Source organism: Streptomyces sp. NPDC054840 (genome assembly GCF_053611065.1).
This window is the reverse complement of record NZ_JBSGZP010000061.1, coordinates 1-17,928: the sequence shown is the minus strand read 5'-3', so window position 1 is coordinate 17,928 and position 17,928 is coordinate 1. Positions and strand designations below refer to the sequence as shown.

Below are 17,928 nucleotides of genomic sequence, written 5' to 3'. Positions count from 1 at the left end.
GCGAAGTGCTGCCAGGTGGGAGGTTCGGGTCCGGGCTCAGGGCGTTGAGGTGAGCCAGGCGTCGATGCGGGTCAGGTTGATGGCCGCGCCGGTCAGCTGGTGCTGGAGGCTGGTCTTGGCCAGGCCGCGATAGCGGGATCTGCGCAGGCCGAAGGCGAGGACGGCTTGGGAGATGGTTCCCTCGATTCCGGCGCGGACCTGGTAGCGCTTCTTCCACTCGTCTGTCTGCTGGAGAGCTCTGGCCCGGCGGGCCGCTTCGTACTCGTCCCGGTGACGCAGGCTGATCTCCCGCCGCTCGGCCTTCGGCGAGCTCACGCAGGACCGCAGGGCGGGACAAGGACGACAGTCGGCCGGGGAGAACCGGACCCGGATGACGGGCAGTCCCTGCTGCGACTGCCCGTCGCGCCACTGGGTGCTGGTGATCCCGTTGGGGCATGTGACCTGCTTGTTCTCCCAGTCGATGGTGAAGGCGTCCTGCCATAGACGCCGGATGCCTGGGGGGTGGTGTTCCCGGGCAGCGGGCCGTGGAGGTCGACGCCGTGATCTCGGCGGGCGGCGGCCAGGGCGCCGGCATTGACGTATCCGGCGTCCACCCAGTGCTCGGCTGGCAGCCGTCCCGTTTGAGCGAGGTGGGCGTGGACGACTGCGGCCATCCGGTCGTCGGGCACCGGGGCCGCGGTGGTGATCACCTGCGTGAGCAGGTTCGGGGCGTCCGGTTCGCAGGTTTCGGTGAAGTGGACCTTGTATCCGTTCCAGACGATGTCGCGTTTGACGCTGCCCCGCGCCTGCGGGTCATACGGGGCGACCACCCGCATCGCCCCGGGCGGGATGTCTTTTGGGCCCCGGCAGCCGCACCACCCCCTCGACCACCTCGAAGTGCTGCACCCATACCCGGCGCAGGATCTCCACGACCTCCAGCGACCGGACTTCCGGCGGCGCCTGGTCCGACCACACGGCCTGGAGCAGGAGCATGCCGTCCGCGGCGATCCGCTCGCCGACCTCGGCTCGCTTGGCGCGGCTCTTGGGGAAACGGGACTCCTGCAACGGCGTTCCGTAGTGCTCGAACCACTCGGGAGCGGCGATGCCGGCCAGCCAGGCCGGGGCAGCGGCCGCCACCGCGTTCAGGGCCGACCTCAGCGTCTCGCCGACCAGCTCCAGCCAGCTCAGCTCGCGAGCCGCCGACTGCACATGCGTGGAGTCTGTCCGGGCCCGCCCGCCGCTCTTGAGCAGCCCGCGGTCCTGGGCCGCCGTCAGGATCCCGTCCAGCAGGCCCCGGCCCGCGTCGCAGGCCACCAGCCGATCCCGGAACTCCGACAGCACCGAGTAGTCGAAACCCGGGTCTTCCAGTTCGAGGCCGAGGGCGTACTTCCAGTCGATCCGGGCCCGGACCGCCTCCGCCGCCTGCCGGTCGGTCAGCCCTTCCACGAACTGGAGGACCACCACCAGCGCCAGCCGGCCAGGCGACCACGCAGGCTTCCCCCTGCGCGGGAACACCGAGGCAAAGCCCTCGTCCCGGAACAGCACGCCGAGCTCGTCCCGGACCCGGATTGCCAGACTTCCCTTGGGAAACGCCCTGCGGGCGACCCGGACCGTCCCGGCCGGAACCTGCCCCGGCTTCTCCACACGCAACGACACGGACGCCCTCCCCAAACACAACGTCGGCCTTCACGACCACAACCAGGTCGTGAAGACCGACGTCACGCACAGGGCCCGGATTCGCCAACAGCGTCAGCAAGCACGCCGGCCGGGCCCTCCCGCGTATCCACGGGGTCCCTCTGTGCTGCGGTGTGTCGGTGACCCGACGCTCCGAGCCGTGGCGGGCGTCCCGTGCCCGGTGTGGCTTCCATCCTTCTCGTTGCTGTTCGAGGCTGATTACCTCACCGTCGAACACGCGGAAATCTATGACGGTCGGAGTAGACATTGGCCGGGGGCGTGGTTATGGTTTCTCTCGTAGCCCAGAGAGACAGCAGGGCTCGGCAGAGACGAACTGCCGGGCAGCAGTACCCGCGGTTCAGGTAGTAGCAGTTCAGCAGCGCGGTGCGGTGGTGGAGTGTCGAAGCCATGGTTGTGACAGGACGGCGACGGGACTGACGACCGGACCGGGTGGCCCGCAGTGATCAGGGGCCGCCGCAGCAGGACCGCGGTTGACGCAGTGGCAGTACCTGTAAGTGCAGTACCGGCAGTACCAGCAGTGAAGTCAATGAGCAGCACCTCGGTGAAGGCGTCGGCTGCGGGCGCGCGCACCGGGAGGTTCGGCAGTGGGGTTCCAAGCCAGAGCAGACGCAGGATGGGCGACGGGGCTGGCTGCCGAAGAGTGGCGCTGGGTCAGGCCACCAGCAGTGCGCAGTAAAGCAGTACCAGCAGTACCAGCAGTAAGCGATTGATCACAGAGGGAAGAACGGAGGAGCCGAGCGCCATCAGGATCGCCCGGGCGGAAGTCCGAGCCCGGGTACCGCAGGACATCGATAGTGAGGTGGTCTCCGGTCAAGCAACCGCGATCCCCGCATTTCCGGCAGCATCTCGGCCGGATCGGCGGAAACACAGGGTCGGCGCAGTATCAGGGCCGACAGATGGTGTAGTAGTTCCTTCGGGGCCCTGGTGCCGTACGGCACCAGGGCCCCTCCACGCGTTCCATGAGAGAGGTTCAATGACAGCAGACGACTCGTTCGGCCGTCTCGACGACGACGACTACCCCGCCTACACCATGGGCCGGGCCGCCGAGATGCTCGGCACCACCCAGGGCTTCCTCCGCGCCATCGGCGAAGCCCGCCTGATCACCCCGCTGCGCTCCGAGGGCGGCCACCGCCGCTACTCCCGCTACCAGCTGCGCATCGCCGCCCGCGCCCGGGAGCTCGTCGACCAGGGCACCCCGATCGAGGCCGCCTGCCGCATCATCATCCTCGAAGACCAGCTCGAGGAAGCCCAGCGCATCAACGCCGAATACCGCCGCGCCGCCGAATCAGCCGCGCCGCCCGCCTCGGCCTGAGGTGAGGGTGCCCGCCGGCACGGGCGGGTCGCGCGCCCCGAGGGCGCGCAGTGGTGCCGCAGGACGAAGCCATCACCTCCGACACCCGGAGCCCAGAGCCCACGGCACGTGCACGTCTCGTCCAAGCCGACGGGTGGTGACGCACGCGGCTGGTGCACCCGGGGTGGCGGCGTTACGAGGTGCTCGATCTGCGGTTGCCGCGGGTGGTCGGCCGAGAGCTGGGCGGGACCGGCTGCGGCCCGTCTGTCGCGGCGGGGCGTCAGTCCTGTGCGGCGCCCTCGGCTGCGGCTGCCTTCTCGCGCATCTTGCGCACGAGCTCCGCCTTCTGGTCGGCGGCATTCTTGCGGTCGAGGTTGCGGTGCGGACCGTTGTTCTGCCGCTCGGCGCGGGACAGCTTCTTGCGCTGGCCGCCGCCCTGGCCCACGGGGTTGTTGATGTTCTTGCTGTCGGTCACGGGTTCTCCCGGTGCTGATGTGAAGTGATCTACGGATTCGTCGGTGGGGGACAGGCGCGGCGGCGTGGAAGGACGTCAGCAGGGGCCCGTCACGCTCTCACTCGTGAATCGGCGTATGGAAGAACATGACAAAGACGTTACCCGCTCCCCTCGGCCCCGCCCGCCACGTCTTTCGCCGGGACGGCTGGAGGCGCCACCGCTCCGGACGCCTACGCCCGGCACTGCGCGATGGATGATCTGCTGCCGGTCGGTGCCGGAGGGCATGGTGCGGATCATGTGAGGCGGCGGCGGCCGGGGCGAGATCTGCGGGGCAGTCGGTACCGTGCGGCTCTCGGGCGAACGACGACAGGGGCAGCGTGGACAGGAAACCACCGCATGAAGACTTCCGGGTCGGCGACGTGCTCCGCGTGAGCTGCCCGCCGGCGCGGGCCCGAGTGGCCGACGTGTCCCGGTTCGATGTCTCGGTCGAGTGGCCATGGGCCGAGATCGATCCGCAGTCTCAGTACAGCTGGAACGGCCGGAGGGCCTTCGCGACGTCGCCCGACTCCCCGGACTGGACCATGAGCCTGTTCAGGACCGACCCGGAGCCATGGCACCTGCACGCCGGTGACACCTGCCGGGTAGGCATACCCGAGACGCTGGTGCGAATCATCGATATCGGCCGCTACGACACTCCACAGGATGTGGGCTGGCTTCCCCGCCCTCACACGATGCTGGTGGTCGTGCCCGCCGACCACCCCGCCGAGGCGCTTTCCGAGTTCGACGGGGACACGATCGACCTCGACTCAGCGGCGCCGGTGACGATCGAGCTGGTGTCCCGGGCGTGACCCGGACGTACGGCGGCGCCCGGCTGACACCTCACCGGTTGCCGGTCGTGGCGGCCGTCGTGAAGATCCGGTCCAGGTGGTGACGGAGCACCGCGGTGGCCGATTCCGCACTCCGCTGGCCCACGACGATGCTGGTGCCCATGGCCGCCGCCATCGCGAGCAGGCTGATCGCCTCTGTGCGAGCGTCCACGCCGGGGCCGGCCGAGCCCTCCGCCTGGGCGCGTTCGAACAGACCGGTCAAGGCGTTCTCGGCGGCGTCGGGGTCATCGATGAACGGCTGGGCGGCCAGCGCCTCATCGGTGACCGCCAGGATCGCGTAGGAGCTGTACAGCAAGTGGAACGTACGACCCTCCTCGTCGGTCGGCAGCGAGGCCAACAGCAGTGCCTCCACCGTGGCCCGCGGGCCACGGTGCGGGCCCGCGGCGGCCAGGCGGGCGCCCGTCCTCGCGGTGAAGCCGTCGGCCAGGCGCCGGAGGCAGGAGAAGAGCAGCCTCGCCTTGGTCTCGAAGTAGTACTGCACGAGACGGAGTGAGACACCGGCCTCCGCGGCCACGTCCCGCATGCCGACCGCGTGCAGCTCTCGCCGCCCCGCGACCCGGATGAGCGCGTCGGCGATCTGGGCGCGCCGCTCCTCGTGATCCACGCGCTTCGGCATGTTTCCGTCTTTCCGCCCGTCGGAGGCGATCCGCTTGTCGGGCCGCTTCATGATACTGCCGTACCACGAACATGATACGGTCGTACCACGACGCATGGATCTTCACAGGAGGTGCCGCCGTGCCCCAGAGCAGGACCCGCGTACGCCGCGATGTCGGCCGCTACGTCAACGACACCCTGCGCGAGCGCTACTTCGCCGCCGCCGACGCGCTCTACGCCATGGGCGCGCCGATCCGTTCCGAGACGGACGTCGAGACCAGCTTCGGCACCACCCACGTCTACCGGTACGGCCCCACGGACCCCGCCGCCGAGTCCCGTACGCCGGTGGTGCTGATCCACGGCGCGGGCTACAGCTCGGCGATGTGGTACCCCAACACCCCTGCCCTCAGCGGCGAACGCCCCGTCTACGCACTCGACACCCCGGGCGACGCCAACCGCAGCGTCCACCGCGAGCCCATGTGGCAGCCCGAGCGCGCCGCGCAGTGGATGGACGAGGCCCTCGACTCGCTCGGCCTCGACCGGGTCCACCTCGTCGGCTCCTCCTACGGCGGCTGGCTCGTGCTCAACCAGGCGCACCGGCGTCCCGGACGGCTCGCATCGGTCACCGCCCTCGACCCCGGCGGCCTGGAGAAGGTGGGTTTGCGCTTCTTCGCCTGGGTGTTCGTGAGCCTCTTCGCCAGCTTCGCCCCCAAGGCCCTGCGCCCCCGCCTCGCCAAGTGGCTGGAGCAGCCCGTCGTCTCCGTCCCCGAGCTGCGCACATGGGTTCAGGCAGGCGCCCGGGCCTACCGGGTCCGCCGGCCCGCTCCTCTCCCCCTGGCCGAGGACGCGCTGCGCTCGATCCGCACGCCGCTCTACGTGATCATGGGCAAGCGGAGCCTGCTCGTGCACCCGCAGCGGCAATTGGAGCGCGTACCGAGGCTCGTCCCCGGCGCCCGCGCCGAGATCATCGCCGCGACGGGCCACGGTCCGCAGATCGACCACCCCGACGTCGTCAACGCCCGCATGCTGTCCTTCATGGAGGACGTCGACTCCCTCTACCCCGCCGCGCTCGACACGTAGGGCCACGGTGGTCAGTCGTTCGGGCGCGCCGATCGCCACGGTGGCGGCTCCCCCGCCGCCGCTCGGCAGCCCGCGTACCGCGCCGGCCGGAACACCGACGGTCGCGATCAGGCACGCCGGAGACCACCGGAAGCATTCAAGGACCGGCGTGCCGGATCGCGCCGATCACACGGCCCCGGCTGCGTCGCCAGACGTCCAAGGACGAAACCTCATGGCTCACCGTCGCCCGGCGCGACGAGCCCGGACTCGTACGCCCCGATCACGAGCTGCGCCCGGTCGCGCACCCGCAACTTCCCCATGGTCCGGCTCACATGGGTCTTCGCGGTGAGGGGACTCAGGGCCAGCGCGTCGGCGATCTCCGTGTTGTTGAGGCCCCGGGCCACGAGGGTGAGGACTTCCCGTTCCCGGTCGGAGAGCGGGTCGAGGGCGGCCGGGGCCGGGGTGGTAGGCGGGGTGGTACCCGGGGAGCGCAGCACCCGGGCGATCAGCCGGGCCGTCGGGCCCGGTGAAAGGAGCGACTCGCCGCCGGCCACCGTGCGGATGGCGGCCAGGAGTTCGGCCGGCCTGGTGTCCTTCACAAGGAAGCCGGAGGCGCCCGACCGCAGCGCTTCGACCACGTTCTCGTCGGTGTCGTACGTCGTAGCCTGGCTACCCGCGTCGAGTCGGCTCCCGACGGCAGGTAGTCCGCCGGCCGGTCACGCTGTACGTCCGCGAGCTTGCCCGCGAACGACCCCGCGACGGCGCCCGCGATCACCCACAACACCAGCACGCCCCAGGGAACCACCCTGCGATATACGGCCGTTGGCCCTGTCCGCCCCATCTCGGGCTCCTCCGCACGGACTCGGCCCGGTGGCCCCGACGGCTCGCCCGGTCGCCTCTCCAGGCTCCCGCCCCCGAAGGGCCGTTCCCTCACACCCGCGCAGGAGATCGCCCCTACTCCCCCGGGCGTCCCGGACGCTCCCGTACTCCCCCGGGAGTAGCCCGCCACCGCCGACTCCATGGCCCCGCGTGAGCCCGCCGACGAGGGGAACCGCCCGGCCGACGCACATTCCTGTGAGAAAGGTGTTATCGCCGCGCCCCTCGTGAGTCTCCTTCAGTGTCAGGCCAGGTGGGCCGTCACCTTCGAGGAGATGCGATGCGGTATCACGACGATGAGTTCACGTACGGCGCGGGCGCGGACGCGGCCCCCGACCTGGACCTGGAACGGGGCCGGGACCGGGACGTGGACGGTGCCGCTTCCCGGTCGGCCCGGCGCGGCCGGGCGCGCGCCGCGGGACGAGCGGCCGGCGGCCACCGCAGGGGCCGTCGCAGGGCTCCCCTGATGGCGGCGGCCGCCGTCGTCCTGCTGGCCGGTGTCGGCAGTGCCTATGCCCTCATATCCGACGAGGCTCCGGGACGCACGGCGGCGACAGGCTCCCCCTCGGCACTCGCCGGCCGGCCCGACGCGGTGGACGGCCTGCCGGCCGCCACGGCGTCTCCGGCCGCCGCGGCCGATGCGACGGCGAGCCCGAGCGCCACCGCGTCCGCCTCCGCTTCGGCGTCCGCATCGGCGTCGGTGCCCGCCGCGCAGGCGAAGGACGGAGAACAGCGCTCCGCAGCCCCGGCCACCGAACGCGCGCCCAAGCCCACCGCGCCGCCGACCCGCGGCACCACGGGGAGCGGTCCGACGGGACCGGACCCCAAGGTGCCCGGAGCTCGCACCACGACGCAGGACGTCGCAACGGCCCAGTCGCTCTCCCTGCACCTGCTCAACAACGAACGGGCCGCCGTCGGCCGTCCTCCGCTCGCGCTCAAGCAGGACCTGAGCGCCTTCGCCCGCGACTGGGCCGAGCACATGAGGAAGAACGGATTCGCCCACTCCTCGTCGGACGACCGCGCCCACCTGAAAAGGGGCTCGCGCACCTGGACCGGCGAGAACATCGTCTGGTACAGCGATGCCTCGATGACCGCCCAGGAAGCGGCCGAGAAGTTCCAGTCGATGTGGCGCCACAGCTCCGGCCACTACAAGGCACAGGTCAACCCGGACTTCACCGAGGTCGGCGTGGGCCTCTACCACGACTCCTCGGGCTGGTGGGGAGTGCACAACTTCTCCGACGGCAAGTAACGCGACTCCCGCGCACCGCTCGTGGCGCTGGCCCGGACGACCGGTCCGTCCCGTCGCGGGAAGGGCTGCCTCCTGGACGCGGTGCGAGCGGCCCGGACCCTTGTGCACAGGCATGCCGGCGCACGAACATCGCGGTCACCGGCGGGAACGCACACCCCCGCCCCACCGCCGTGAGCACCGACACCACCGGAGCCGACGTACATGCGCACACGCCTTCTGCTGGGCCTGGCCCTCCTCTCCACCGGACTCCTCGCCGGCGCGTTCGGGTACGGGGCGGCCAACCTCGTACCCACCTTCAACGCGGTACCGGTCGACATACGACTGTCGTTCCACACCGAGCTGATGAAGATGAACGGCATCACCATGCAGGCGGCGATGGGCATCTCGATCGTCAGCTCGCTCACCCTCGCCGCCCTGACACACGGCCGTACGAGGCTGCTCGCGGGCGGAGCCGGCCTGCTGGCCCTCACGTCGCTCCTCGTCACCCGCTTCGGCAACGTCCCGATCAACAGCCGGATCAAGGAGTGGGCGCACACCTCGGCCCCGGCCGATCACACGGAGATCCTGCGGCACTGGGAGATCTTCAACGACATCCGCACCGTCGCCGCCGTGGTCGCCTTCGCGCTTCTGATCTTCTCCGCCCTGAGGACCCCGAGCGGCGACTGACCCCGCACCGGGGCCGCGTGCCCCGCCCGACCGCGCCCTACGGCCCCGCCGGCGCCGCGTCGGCAGCGGACCGCGCCGCGCGGACGACGGCCGCGGCGGCCCGCGACGCGGCCAGTACCGGATCGGCGCTCCGTGAGGCCCGGCCGAGCATGAACGCCCCCTCCAGCAGGGCGATCACCGAGCTCGCGGTCTCGTGCGCGGCGGGCTCCGCGATGCCCCCGGCGAGGTAGAAGGCGGCGAGGCGGTCCGTCCAGCTCGCGAAGACCTCGGCGGTGGCCAGGCGCAGCGGCTCATGGGTGCCCGCCACCTCCAGCGCAACGGTGGCGATGGGGCACGGGTCGGTGAAGTCGAGGTCGCGCAGGGTCTGCGCCGCGGCCGTGAACGCGTCGGCGGTGACGGTGGCCATGTCCGCGGCCGCCGACGCGGGGAAGAGGCCGGCGATCAGTTCCAGGTAGGCCGCGCCCGACGTACGGATCACCTCCTCACCGAGCTGCGATTTGCCCCCCGGGAAGAAGTGGTAGGCCGAGCCGTACGGGGCGTCGGCCGCCGCGACGATCTGTTTCATGCCGCTGGCGGCGTAGCCCTGACGCCGGAACAGCTCGGTCGCGGCGGTGACGATGCGCGCTCTGGTGTCGCCCGTGGTTCTAGCACCTTGCCCGAGATCGAACTCAGCGCAGGAGTCATCGACTTCACGGACACGGGCGGGGACGGCGAGGTCGTGGTGCTCGTCCACGGGCTCGGGTTCGACGAGTCGGTCTGGGACCAGGTGGTGCGGCAACTGCGGGGCGCGTACCGGGTGGTGGTGCCCGTCCTGCCGATCGGCAGCCATCGCAGGCCCATGCGCCCGGACGCCGACCTGTCGGCGCACGGGGTCGCCGCGCTCCTGGCCGAGTTCCTGGAGCGCCTGGACCTGCGCGGCGTCACCCTGGTCCAGAACGACGCGGGCACGGCTCAGCTCCTGGTGGGCGTGCGCGACGAGCGCATCGGCCGCCTGGTGCTCACCTCGTGCGAGGCGCTGGACAACTACCCGCCGGGCATCCAGGGCCGGACCTTGCACGCGGCCGCCCGGATCCCGGGCGGCCTGTTCCTGCTGCTGCAGTCCTTCCGCGTCCCCTTCCTCGTACGGATGGGGAGCTCGCTGGGCGGGATGGCGAAGCGGCCGATCCCGTACGCGCTGGTCCGGCGCTGGTACCGGCCGCCGCTCACCCGGCGCGCGATCCGTCGGGATCTCGCCAAGTTCTGCCGCAGCACCCGGAAGGACACCTACATCGAGGCCGCGGCGAGGCTCGCGGACTTCGACCGGCCCGCGCTGGTCGCCTGGGGCTCCGAGGACCGCATGATGCCGTCCGCCACCGGCCGACGGCTCGCCGAACTGCTGCCGCAGGGAAGGTACGTGGAGATCCCCGACGCGGGCACACTCGTCCAGCTGGACAACCCGGGGGCCCTCTGCGCGGAGCTGCGCCGCTTCATCGGCGAGAACGCCGCGGAGGTCACCGGGTGACCTCCGCGGTACCGGCCGTTGACGCCGGCCGTCTCAAGGGTGAGGTTCCGACGAGGCCCCCGAACCTCACGCCGGTGGTGACGCCGGGACGGACGCTCCGCGCATCTGACCGGTTCGGCCGGGCGTCGCGCGGTGCGCGGTGCGCGGACAGGCGTCCGGAGCCGTCCCGACCAGCTCGGTGAACCGGGCGCGGAAGATGCCCGGGGTCGCGCAGCCGACGGCCCGGCCGACCTCGGTGACCCCGAGGCCGCCGGCCCGCAGCAGGGCCGTAGCGCGCTGGATGCGGCGCGTCGTCAGGTAGGCGTACGGGGACGCGCCGTAGGCGAGCCGGAACCGGCGGCCGAGGTGCCCGGCCGCCATGCCGGCGGCGCGGGCGAGCTCCTCGACGTCCAGCGGACGCGCGTAGTCCCGGTCGATCCGGTCCCGGACGACGCGCAGCCGTGCGAGCTCCTTCAGGTGCGACGCCTCGATCAGTGCCTGTCTCCACGCGGGATGACACATGGAAGACCCCCTTCGTCGACGGGACCGGTCAGCGGAGTTCCTGGATGCGGACCAGGTTGCCCGCGGGGTCGCGGAAGGCGCAGTCGCGGACGCCGTACGGCTGCTCGGTCGGCTCCTGGACGACCTCGGCGTCGGCGGCCTGGATCTTCTCGAAGGTGCTGTCGAGGTTCTTGGTGGCGAGGAGGATCCAGCCGTAGGTGCCCTTCGCCATCATCTCGGCGATGGTGCGGCGCTCCGCCTCGGTGACACCGGGGTCGACCGCCGGCGGGGCGAGCAGGAGGGACGTGCCGGGCTGGTCGGCGGGGCCGACCGTGATCCAGCGCATCTTGCCCTGGCCCACGTCGCTGCGGACCTCGAAGCCGAGGACGTCGCGGTAGAAGGCCACGGCCGCGTCCGGGTCGTTCTGCGGGAGGGTGCTCATGTGAATGCTGATGTCCATGTCCGTCACCGTAACTGCGCCTGGACCACGCCCGCTTCTCGAATCCTGACCGATCCGGGCCCCTCCTCCGGGCCTGCGCCCCACCCCCTTCCGGGGCCGCGGCGGCCCGGTGCGTCGGCATGGGTCCCCGGCGGGCGGCCGGTGGTCGTCAGCGGTGGCGCAGCGCGTTCTGGGAGTCGACGTACTTCAGCATGAGGCGGGCGAAGTCGAGGCGGTCGCGCTCGCTCCAGTCGGCCGTCACGTACTCGAAGGCCGCGCGCTGGTGCCGCCGGAAGCGGTCCATCATGTCCCGGCCCGCGGCGCTGAGGTGAAGGATCGTGCGGCGGCCGTCCTGCTGGGAGGCGGCGCGGACGAGGTAGCCGGCGGAGATGCTGTCGGACACCATGCGGCTGGCCACCGAGGGGTCGACGCCCAGGTGTTCGGCCACGCCGCCGACGGTGATCTCGCGGCCGTCGCCCTGTTCGGCCTCCAGGACGATGTTGAGGACCAGGGTGCGGCTGAGGTCCTTCTGGGAGATCGGCTCGTCCACCTCCAGGAGCGTGCTGCGCCGCAGCTTCCCGAAGGCCGGGCCCACGGCGTCCAGCAGTTCCTCGTCGGTCGCCGGCTCGTGCTTCGTCATGTCCCTCATCGTACATAAGTGAACTCTCGCAGACATGTGTTGACATGAAAACGTGTGCATGTGAGCATGCATATGTCATCAACAAGCGAATGGAGCCCTTCGTGACCGTCCTCGTCACCGGCGCCCGCGGCAAGGTCGGCCGGGCGGTCGCCGCCCGGCTGCACTCCGCCGGCCTCCCCGTCCGAGCCGCCAGCGCCCGCCCCGCCGAACTGACCCTCCCGGCCGGGGTCGAGACCGCCGAGCTCGTCCTCGACCGGCCCGAGACCTTCGCCGCCGCGCTCCGGGGCGTCCGCCAGGTCTTCCTCTACCCGGAGCCCGCCGGCATCCACGAGCTGATCAAGGCCGCCGAGGCCGCCGGGGTCGAGCACGTCGTCCTGCTGTCCTCCTCCTCGGTGCTCGCCCCCGACGCCGAGAGCGACCCGCTCGCGAACCACAGCCTGCGGGTGGAGCGCGCGCTCGCGGAATCCGGTCTCACCTGCACGTTCCTGCGGCCCGACGCCTTCGCCGGCAACTCGCTGGGCTGGGCCTGGTCCATCGGCCGGTCGGTGCCCGTCCAGCTCGCCTACCCGGACGCGCGGATCGCGCCCATCCACCCCGAGGACATCGCCGACATCGCCGCCCTGGCCCTGACCGGCAATTCCCTCACCGGCCGCTCGCTCACCCTGACCGGCCCCGAGTCGCTCTCGTTCCGTGAGCAGCTCGCCGTCCTCTCGCAGACCCTCGGCCGTGCGATCCCGGTCGAGCACATCACCCGGGCCGAGGCGGAAGAACAGATGGGCCGGCACATGCCCGCCCCCATGGTGTCCTCGCTGCTCGACCTGTGGGAGGCCGCCGACCACGGCCCGGCCGCCATCGGCGAGACCACCGGGACCCTGCTCGGCGTACCCGCCCGCACCTACCGGCAGTGGGCCCAGGAGAACGCCGACGCCTTCACCGGCCCTGACCCGCAGAGCCGCTGACCTGTACACCACCAGCCCCGCAGCCCCGCAGCCCATCCGACCTTCCGACCTTCCGAAGGAGCAGGACGTGAAGCCCATCGGCTACTGGCTCAACCGCACGGACCAGGCCCTCACCGCGTCCATGGACGCCCTGCTGGCCGATCTCGGCCTCACCCGACTCGACTGGCAGGTCCTCAACGTCGTCAAGGACGACCCGCGGGCCACCGACACCGCCGTCCTGACCGCCCTGGCCGCGGGCGCCGATGCCGCGGTACTGACCTCGGCCGTCGCGTCGGTGCTCGCCGGCGGCTGGGTGACCCGCCCGCAGCCGGGCCATCTCGCCCTGACCGACGACGGCCGGGCCCGCCTCGCCGAGGCCGCCCGCCGCGTGGACGCCTTCCGCGAGCTGTCGGCGAAGGGGATCACCCGCGAGGAGTACGTCACCGCGGTCACCGTCCTGGAGCGCATGACCCGCAACCTCACAGAGCCGCGAGCGGCGTCTGCGGCTCGGCCCTGACCGGCCGCGAGCTCCTTGAGGCGGACAGTTCGTGCAGCTCGTCCCCGGAGCCCGCCCGCCCCGGCGCCTTCTGCACGTGCGCGCGGAAGGCCGCCTGCTGTGCCTCGGCCTGCTTACGGTCCCGTGCGTGCATGCTGCGCCCGCGGGCGGTCCTTCATTCATACAGGCGGCCCCGGTGGTCCGCATCCGGAGAACCGCTCCGGTCGCGCGACGGGCCCCGGGCCGTTCTCCTGAAGCCATGGAACGCAACGCGGCCGAGGGGCGCCGACGCGTCCTGCTGGGCCACCTCCTGCGCTCGGTGCTCTCGGCCGGCCTGCTCACGGCGCTCTACTACGTCGTGCCTCTGGAGGGCGGGTTCGGCATCACCACCGTGCTGACGCTCACGCTCGGCCTGGTGGCCTTCGGGCTGCTGACGGCCTGGCAGATCACCGCCGTCTCCCACGCGCGGTTCCCGCGTATGCGCGCCCTGGAGGCCCTGGCCAGCGGTGTGCCGCTGTTTCTGGTGCTGTTCTCCGCGACGTACTACCTGCTCGCCGCTCAGGACCCCACGTCGTTCTCGGAGCCGCTGACCCGCACGGACGCCCTCTACTTCACGATCACCGTGTTCGCCACCGTGGGGTTCGGGGACATCGTCCCCACCACCGAGGGCAGCCGGGTGCTGGTCACCTTCCAGATGGTCGCCGACCTGATCCTCATCGGAGTGATCGCCAAAGCACTCGTCGGCGCGGTCAGAATCGGTATGCACAGGCGCAGTTCGGAGCCCCCCGACCTGGACGACGACCTCTGAGCGGCGGAGTACGCCCCCGAGGTGGACGATCGAGGAAGCTGAAAGGGAGTGAGCCATGCCGCAGTCGCGTCCTCGATCCCAGCCGCCCCCCGGGGGAACGCAGCCGCAGGAGGCCGACGTCCTGAGGCAGACCCTCCGCAGCCCCGGATACCTCAAGCTGCTGGTCTTCTGCGCGCTCATCAGCATCCCGGTGTCCCTCGCGTCGTTCTGGTTCCTCGCCGCGCTGCACAGGATGGAACACGCGATGTGGGCGGACCTCCCCAAGGCCCTGGGCTGGGACACCCCGCCCTGGTGGTGGCCGCTGCCCCTGCTGCTGGTCGCCGGTGTCGTGGTCGGCCTGGTCGTCCCGCACATGCGCGGCAACGGCGGTCACCTCCCCGCGGCCGGCCTGCACACCGGTGGTGCCTCGGCCGGCGCCCTGCCCGGCGTCGTGATCGCGGCGGTGGCCAGTCTGCCGCTCGGCGCGGTGCTGGGTCCGGAGGCCCCGTTGATCGCCCTCGGCGGCGGGCTGGCGCTGCTCTTCCGCAACCTCGCGCAGGTGCCGGTCACCCCACAGGGCACCGCGCTCGTCGGCGCGGCGGGAGCCGCGGCGGCCATCGCCACGATCTTCGGGAATCCGCTGATCGCCGCGGTGCTGCTGATCGAGGTGGCGGGCGTGGGCGGACCACAGCTGTTCGCCGTGATGCTGCCGTCCCTGCTGTCCGCCGGGGTCGGGGACCTGGTCTTCACGGGCCTCGGACGCTGGACCGGACTGCCGATCGGGAGCCTGAAGCTCGAACTGGGCGTACCCGTGCCCCACCTGGACGTGCCCGACGTGCTCTGGGCGGTGCTCATCGCCGCGGCCCTGGCCCTCGCCCTGCACCCGGTACTGACCGGCGCCCGGGCGATCGCCGCGTACGTCCTCGCCCGGCCCCTGCTACGGACCGTCCAGTGCGCGCTGGCCGCCGCGGCCTGCGCCAGCCTGTACTCGCTCATCACCGGCCTCACCCCCGCCGATGTCACCGGGTCGGGCCAGGGGCTGATCGGCCGGCTGGCCGCCGACCCGCACTCCTGGGGCGCGGGGGCGCTGATCGGCGTACTGATCTTCAAGGGCGCCGGCTACGCCATCTGCCTCGGCAGCCTGCGCGGCGGCCCCGTCTTCCCGGCGCTCTGCCTCGGCGCCGTCGCGGGCGTCCTGCTCGGGCCGCTGCCCGGACTCGGCATCGTGCCCGCGATGGGAGCGGGCATGGCGGCGACCGCGGCCGGCGCGCTGCGGCTGCCGGTGAGCAGCGTGGTGATGGTGGTCCTGATGCTCGGCGGCACCGCGATGATCCCGGTCGTGATCATCGCGGCCGTGGTCTCCTTCGTGGTCACCGAGCTGCTGCCCGTCGGGCCCCCGATCCCCGACCTGCCCGCCGTGCCCGCGAAGCCCTCCGCTCCTGCCGCGCCCGCCGCTCCCGCCGCGAAGTAGCCGGACGGAGAGGAACCCGCCCGGGGAGCCGGGCAGAGGACCCCGCCCGGGGAGCCGGGCGGGGTCCTTCGTGCGAGGGCGGTGGTCGACGGCCTAAGGGGCGGTCTGGTTCAGGTGGAACAGGTTCTCCGGGTCGTAGGCGCGCTTGACCGCGACCAGCCGGTCGTAGTTGCCCTTGTAGTTGGCCCGGATCCGGTCCTGGTCGTCGTCGGCCATGAAGTTGATGTAGCCGCCCTCCTCCGAGTGCGGGGCGGTCGCGTCGGGGTGACGACCGCCCCGCGTACCCGTTCTCGCAACCGGTCGATCGAGAGCTTGCCCATGGCCATCGCTCCTCGTACATCACGTCGCGTCGTTCCACCTGCGTCGCACTACGGCTGCAGGTGACTGAAGCCCACCTCGAAACGTTCGACCGAGACGATCCGCTGGCCCTCCCGCTGCGCTGTCCTCTCGCGGATCCGGGCGGCCTCTTCCTCGCTGTCCAGCATGGTCCGTTCGTCGTCCCACAAGGTCAGCGTTCTGGCCAGGCCCGTGGCCCGGTCGACGAGGTAGTAGACGCCCCGGAATCCGGGGACGTCCTGGACCTGCCTCACGATCGCCTCCGAATTCGCGCTCACGTCCCCCTCCGCGGGGACCGGTGATCCCTGGTAGGTGCTCAGCCTCGCGAACATCTGCGGCCGTCCTTCCTCGCAGGGCCGCCGGTCGGGGCGCGGGCGGCTCCACGACCAGGGTGCTCCGGCGCGCCGGAGCCCGCATGCCGGAGCGGCGCGACAATGGTGAGGACGGACGCGTGTGCCGTTGCGCTGCCGTCGCCCCCAGCCGTTGCCGAGAGGCGGGACGTCAAGGTGCCGTACATAGCTGTGACCGCCCTGAGTCATGTCGGGCTGGTGCGCGAGCACAACGAGGACAGCCTGGTCATCGGACCGTGGACCCTGTGCGGGACCGTGACCCAGAATCCGCAGACCCTGGTCTTCCCCTTCGGCCGACCGCTCGTCGTCGCGGTCGCCGACGGCCTCGGCGGCCAGCCGGCCGGCGAGGTCGCCAGCGAGCTCGTGGTGCGCCAGCTCTCCTCGATCGGCTCCACGCTGGACGGTCCGGAGGCCGTCGGTGACGCGCTGAGCATGTGCAATCGCGCCGTGTATTCGGCCACCGAGGGGCGGCCGGAGCTGGTCACCATGGGCACCACGGTCGCGGGCGCCGTCGTCCTGGCGGATTCGCTGCTGATGTTCAATGTCGGCGACAGCAAGGTGTTCCACGCGGGGCAGGACGGGCTGCGCCAGGTCAGCGTGGACGACAGCCCGCCGCCGCTACCCGGGCACCGCACCACTTCGGCGGTCACCCAGGTCCTCGGCGGCAGCCGCGGGTACAACGAGATCACCCCCCACATCGAGGCCTTCCCGGTGGCCGAGGGCGACCGCTACCTGGTGTGCAGCGACGGGCTGACCGACCCGGTGCCGACCGAGGAGATCGAGGGACTGCTGCGGGTGCACGACGACGGCCGGGCCGCGTTCGAGCTGTGGCGGGCCGCCATCGACGCCGGCGGCCCCGACAACATCACCCTCGCCCTGCTGCGCATCGGCGGATCACGGGACAGGCCTTAGGCTCGACCAGCCCGTGCGGTCCGAGCGCGAAGAGCGCCGTCGCGGCCCTCACCCGCCGGGGGCTTCCCACTGGTCGGTGAGCCGCCCCAGCGCCCTGGCTCCCAGCGGGGCCGCGTTCACCAGCGGACCCGACGAGCCCGACGGGCCGAACCTGGACCTGAGGTGCCCATCGGACTTCCTCCTTCTTGACGGCTCGCAGGAAGAAGGAGGGCAGGGACCGCCCGAACATTCCGCGTGACCTGCGCCACACCGGCGCGGCGACGCCCGGGCGCCCGGGCGGGCGCCGTTCCGCGAACCGTTCCGCGGAAAGATTCCGCCGCTCATATGATTTTCTGGTTCGAATTTCTGCTACGCGGGCGCGGAATTAAGAGGGGGACACACCGAAATTTTCACGGCTGCTGACACCCGCTGTGCTACGGTGACGTTCGTTGCAGTTGTGGTTCCCAAAAACTTACAAGTGCTCTCACCGGATTTTCGGTGGGCGCACTTTTTATTTCCGGTGCATGCAGTGAAATTTACTCGTTCCGGTCGGGGCAATCATCACGGCGACACCGGTCCCGCACAGTGCGGATCCGGGCACTGCCCCAAAGGAGAATTCATATGGCATCTGGCACCGTGAAGTGGTTCAACGCGGAAAAGGGCTTCGGCTTCATCGAGCAGGAGGGCGGCGGCGCCGACGTCTTCGCCCACTACTCGAACATCGCCTCTTCCGGCTTCCGTGAGCTTCAGGAAGGCCAGAAGGTTACCTTCGACGTCACGCAGGGCCAGAAGGGCCCGCAGGCCGAGAACATCGTTCCCGCCTGACGCCTGACGTCCGAGGTCCACGCC

19 protein-coding genes and 3 pseudogenes are annotated in these 17,928 nt (G+C 71.3%); 12 read left to right on the top strand and 10 right to left on the bottom strand.

Going from position 1 to position 17,928, the window contains the following annotated elements:
* Window positions 1-39 precede the first annotated feature (39 nt).
* Window positions 40-1,635 (bottom strand): annotated as a pseudogene (locus tag ACWGIU_RS07235) (IS1182 family transposase); the annotation flags it as partial.
* Between the two features lie 1,012 nt (window positions 1,636-2,647).
* Between ACWGIU_RS07235 and ACWGIU_RS07230 the strand changes: the two are divergent.
* On the top strand, window positions 2,648-2,986 hold the full coding sequence (locus tag ACWGIU_RS07230) for a MerR family transcriptional regulator (protein ID WP_328962387.1): 339 nt from the start codon (window positions 2,648-2,650) through the stop codon (window positions 2,984-2,986).
* Window positions 2,987-3,245: 259 nt separating this feature from the next.
* Here the strand turns inward: ACWGIU_RS07230 and ACWGIU_RS07225 are convergent, their stop codons facing one another.
* Window positions 3,246-3,440, bottom strand: a complete 195-nt coding sequence (locus ACWGIU_RS07225) for a DUF6243 family protein (RefSeq protein WP_453703233.1) — start codon at window positions 3,438-3,440, stop codon at window positions 3,246-3,248.
* A 434-nt stretch (window positions 3,441-3,874) separates the two neighbouring features.
* Here ACWGIU_RS07225 and ACWGIU_RS07220 point away from each other — a divergent pair, with 434 nt between their 5' ends.
* Window positions 3,875-4,267, top strand: a complete 393-nt coding sequence (locus ACWGIU_RS07220; RefSeq protein ID WP_453703231.1) for a hypothetical protein — start codon at window positions 3,875-3,877, stop codon at window positions 4,265-4,267.
* A gap of 31 nt (window positions 4,268-4,298) precedes the next feature.
* Here ACWGIU_RS07220 and ACWGIU_RS07215 read toward each other — a convergent pair whose 3' ends face one another.
* Entirely contained in the window at window positions 4,299-4,922 is a 624-nt protein-coding gene (locus tag ACWGIU_RS07215; RefSeq protein WP_453703238.1) for a TetR/AcrR family transcriptional regulator, read from the bottom strand.
* A gap of 119 nt (window positions 4,923-5,041) precedes the next feature.
* Here ACWGIU_RS07215 and ACWGIU_RS07210 point away from each other — a divergent pair, with 119 nt between their 5' ends.
* The gene (locus tag ACWGIU_RS07210; protein WP_453703229.1) at window positions 5,042-5,980 is read left to right on the top strand and encodes an alpha/beta fold hydrolase; all 939 of its coding nucleotides are present in this window, start codon (window positions 5,042-5,044) and stop codon (window positions 5,978-5,980) included.
* A 209-nt stretch (window positions 5,981-6,189) separates the two neighbouring features.
* On the opposite strand, the pseudogene ACWGIU_RS07205 reads toward ACWGIU_RS07210, so the two are convergent.
* Window positions 6,190-6,621: pseudogene (locus ACWGIU_RS07205) on the bottom strand (LuxR C-terminal-related transcriptional regulator); the annotation flags it as partial.
* A 494-nt stretch (window positions 6,622-7,115) separates the two neighbouring features.
* Here ACWGIU_RS07205 and ACWGIU_RS07200 point away from each other — a divergent pair.
* Window positions 7,116-8,084 carry a CAP domain-containing protein gene (locus ACWGIU_RS07200; RefSeq protein WP_453703228.1) on the top strand — a complete coding sequence of 323 codons (969 nt, stop codon included), beginning with the start codon at window positions 7,116-7,118 and terminating at the stop codon, window positions 8,082-8,084.
* Between the two features lie 201 nt (window positions 8,085-8,285).
* A complete protein-coding gene (locus ACWGIU_RS07195) occupies window positions 8,286-8,750 on the top strand; it encodes an anthrone oxygenase family protein (RefSeq protein WP_453703226.1) in 465 nt (154 codons plus the stop codon).
* A gap of 37 nt (window positions 8,751-8,787) precedes the next feature.
* Here the strand turns inward: ACWGIU_RS07195 and ACWGIU_RS07190 are convergent, their stop codons facing one another.
* Window positions 8,788-9,369, bottom strand: a complete 582-nt coding sequence (locus ACWGIU_RS07190) for a TetR/AcrR family transcriptional regulator (RefSeq protein ID WP_453703236.1) — start codon at window positions 9,367-9,369, stop codon at window positions 8,788-8,790.
* 33 nt (window positions 9,370-9,402) lie between these two features.
* Between ACWGIU_RS07190 and ACWGIU_RS07185 the strand changes: the two genes are divergently transcribed.
* A complete protein-coding gene (locus ACWGIU_RS07185; protein WP_453703224.1) occupies window positions 9,403-10,251 on the top strand; it encodes an alpha/beta fold hydrolase in 849 nt (282 codons plus the stop codon).
* Between the two features lie 66 nt (window positions 10,252-10,317).
* Here the strand turns inward: ACWGIU_RS07185 and ACWGIU_RS07180 are convergent, their stop codons facing one another.
* From ACWGIU_RS07180 to ACWGIU_RS07170, 3 genes are all read right to left on the bottom strand, one after another.
* Window positions 10,318-10,752 carry a helix-turn-helix transcriptional regulator gene (locus tag ACWGIU_RS07180; RefSeq protein ID WP_453703222.1) on the bottom strand — a complete coding sequence of 145 codons (435 nt, stop codon included), beginning with the start codon at window positions 10,750-10,752 and terminating at the stop codon, window positions 10,318-10,320.
* 28 nt (window positions 10,753-10,780) lie between these two features.
* Complete coding sequence (locus tag ACWGIU_RS07175) at window positions 10,781-11,191, bottom strand: VOC family protein (protein WP_453703220.1); 411 nt, start codon at window positions 11,189-11,191, stop codon at window positions 10,781-10,783.
* Window positions 11,192-11,339: 148 nt separating this feature from the next.
* A complete protein-coding gene (locus ACWGIU_RS07170) occupies window positions 11,340-11,810 on the bottom strand; it encodes a MarR family winged helix-turn-helix transcriptional regulator (protein ID WP_453703218.1) in 471 nt (156 codons plus the stop codon).
* Between the two features lie 101 nt (window positions 11,811-11,911).
* Here ACWGIU_RS07170 and ACWGIU_RS07165 point away from each other — a divergent pair, with 101 nt between their 5' ends.
* From ACWGIU_RS07165 to ACWGIU_RS07150, 4 genes are all read left to right on the top strand, one after another.
* A complete protein-coding gene (locus ACWGIU_RS07165; RefSeq protein ID WP_453703216.1) occupies window positions 11,912-12,769 on the top strand; it encodes an NAD(P)H-binding protein in 858 nt (285 codons plus the stop codon).
* 67 nt (window positions 12,770-12,836) lie between these two features.
* Window positions 12,837-13,265: a MarR family winged helix-turn-helix transcriptional regulator gene (locus tag ACWGIU_RS07160; protein ID WP_453703214.1), complete on the top strand. Its 429-nt coding sequence runs from the start codon at window positions 12,837-12,839 to the stop codon at window positions 13,263-13,265.
* A 238-nt stretch (window positions 13,266-13,503) separates the two neighbouring features.
* Window positions 13,504-14,052 (top strand): potassium channel family protein, encoded by a 549-nt coding sequence (locus ACWGIU_RS07155; protein WP_453703212.1) that lies wholly within the window; start codon window positions 13,504-13,506, stop codon window positions 14,050-14,052.
* Between the two features lie 55 nt (window positions 14,053-14,107).
* Window positions 14,108-15,502 carry a chloride channel protein gene (locus ACWGIU_RS07150; RefSeq protein WP_453703210.1) on the top strand — a complete coding sequence of 465 codons (1,395 nt, stop codon included), beginning with the start codon at window positions 14,108-14,110 and terminating at the stop codon, window positions 15,500-15,502.
* Between the two features lie 93 nt (window positions 15,503-15,595).
* Here the strand turns inward: ACWGIU_RS07150 and ACWGIU_RS07145 are convergent.
* Together ACWGIU_RS07145 and ACWGIU_RS07140 are read right to left on the bottom strand one after the other, a co-directional pair.
* Window positions 15,596-15,760, bottom strand: a pseudogene (locus ACWGIU_RS07145) (BBE domain-containing protein); the annotation flags it as partial.
* Window positions 15,761-15,870: 110 nt separating this feature from the next.
* Window positions 15,871-16,116, bottom strand: coding sequence for a hypothetical protein (locus tag ACWGIU_RS07140; protein WP_453703208.1), 246 nt, complete (start codon window positions 16,114-16,116; stop codon window positions 15,871-15,873).
* A gap of 228 nt (window positions 16,117-16,344) precedes the next feature.
* Here ACWGIU_RS07140 and ACWGIU_RS07135 point away from each other — a divergent pair, with 228 nt between their 5' ends.
* Window positions 16,345-17,100, top strand: coding sequence for a PP2C family protein-serine/threonine phosphatase (locus ACWGIU_RS07135; RefSeq protein ID WP_453703206.1), 756 nt, complete (start codon window positions 16,345-16,347; stop codon window positions 17,098-17,100).
* A 600-nt stretch (window positions 17,101-17,700) separates the two neighbouring features.
* Window positions 17,701-17,904 (top strand): cold-shock protein, encoded by a 204-nt coding sequence (locus ACWGIU_RS07130; protein ID WP_030011983.1) that lies wholly within the window; start codon window positions 17,701-17,703, stop codon window positions 17,902-17,904.
* Window positions 17,905-17,928 lie beyond the last annotated feature (24 nt).

What these genes read in the sequence shown, in the direction of transcription:
- ACWGIU_RS07230 (WP_328962387.1), top strand. Translation starts at nt 2,648, where the DNA reads ATGACAGCAGACGACTCGTTCGGCCGTCTCGACGACGACGACTACCCC.
- ACWGIU_RS07215 (WP_453703238.1), bottom strand. Translation starts at nt 4,922, where the DNA reads ATGCCGAAGCGCGTGGATCACGAGGAGCGGCGCGCCCAGATCGCCGAC.
- ACWGIU_RS07200 (WP_453703228.1), top strand. Translation starts at nt 7,116, where the DNA reads ATGCGGTATCACGACGATGAGTTCACGTACGGCGCGGGCGCGGACGCG.
- ACWGIU_RS07195 (WP_453703226.1), top strand. Translation starts at nt 8,286, where the DNA reads ATGCGCACACGCCTTCTGCTGGGCCTGGCCCTCCTCTCCACCGGACTC.
- ACWGIU_RS07180 (WP_453703222.1), bottom strand. Translation starts at nt 10,752, where the DNA reads ATGTGTCATCCCGCGTGGAGACAGGCACTGATCGAGGCGTCGCACCTG.
- ACWGIU_RS07175 (WP_453703220.1), bottom strand. Translation starts at nt 11,191, where the DNA reads ATGGACATCAGCATTCACATGAGCACCCTCCCGCAGAACGACCCGGAC.
- ACWGIU_RS07170 (WP_453703218.1), bottom strand. Translation starts at nt 11,810, where the DNA reads ATGACGAAGCACGAGCCGGCGACCGACGAGGAACTGCTGGACGCCGTG.
- ACWGIU_RS07155 (WP_453703212.1), top strand. Translation starts at nt 13,504, where the DNA reads ATGGAACGCAACGCGGCCGAGGGGCGCCGACGCGTCCTGCTGGGCCAC.
- ACWGIU_RS07150 (WP_453703210.1), top strand. Translation starts at nt 14,108, where the DNA reads ATGCCGCAGTCGCGTCCTCGATCCCAGCCGCCCCCCGGGGGAACGCAG.
- ACWGIU_RS07130 (WP_030011983.1), top strand. Translation starts at nt 17,701, where the DNA reads ATGGCATCTGGCACCGTGAAGTGGTTCAACGCGGAAAAGGGCTTCGGC.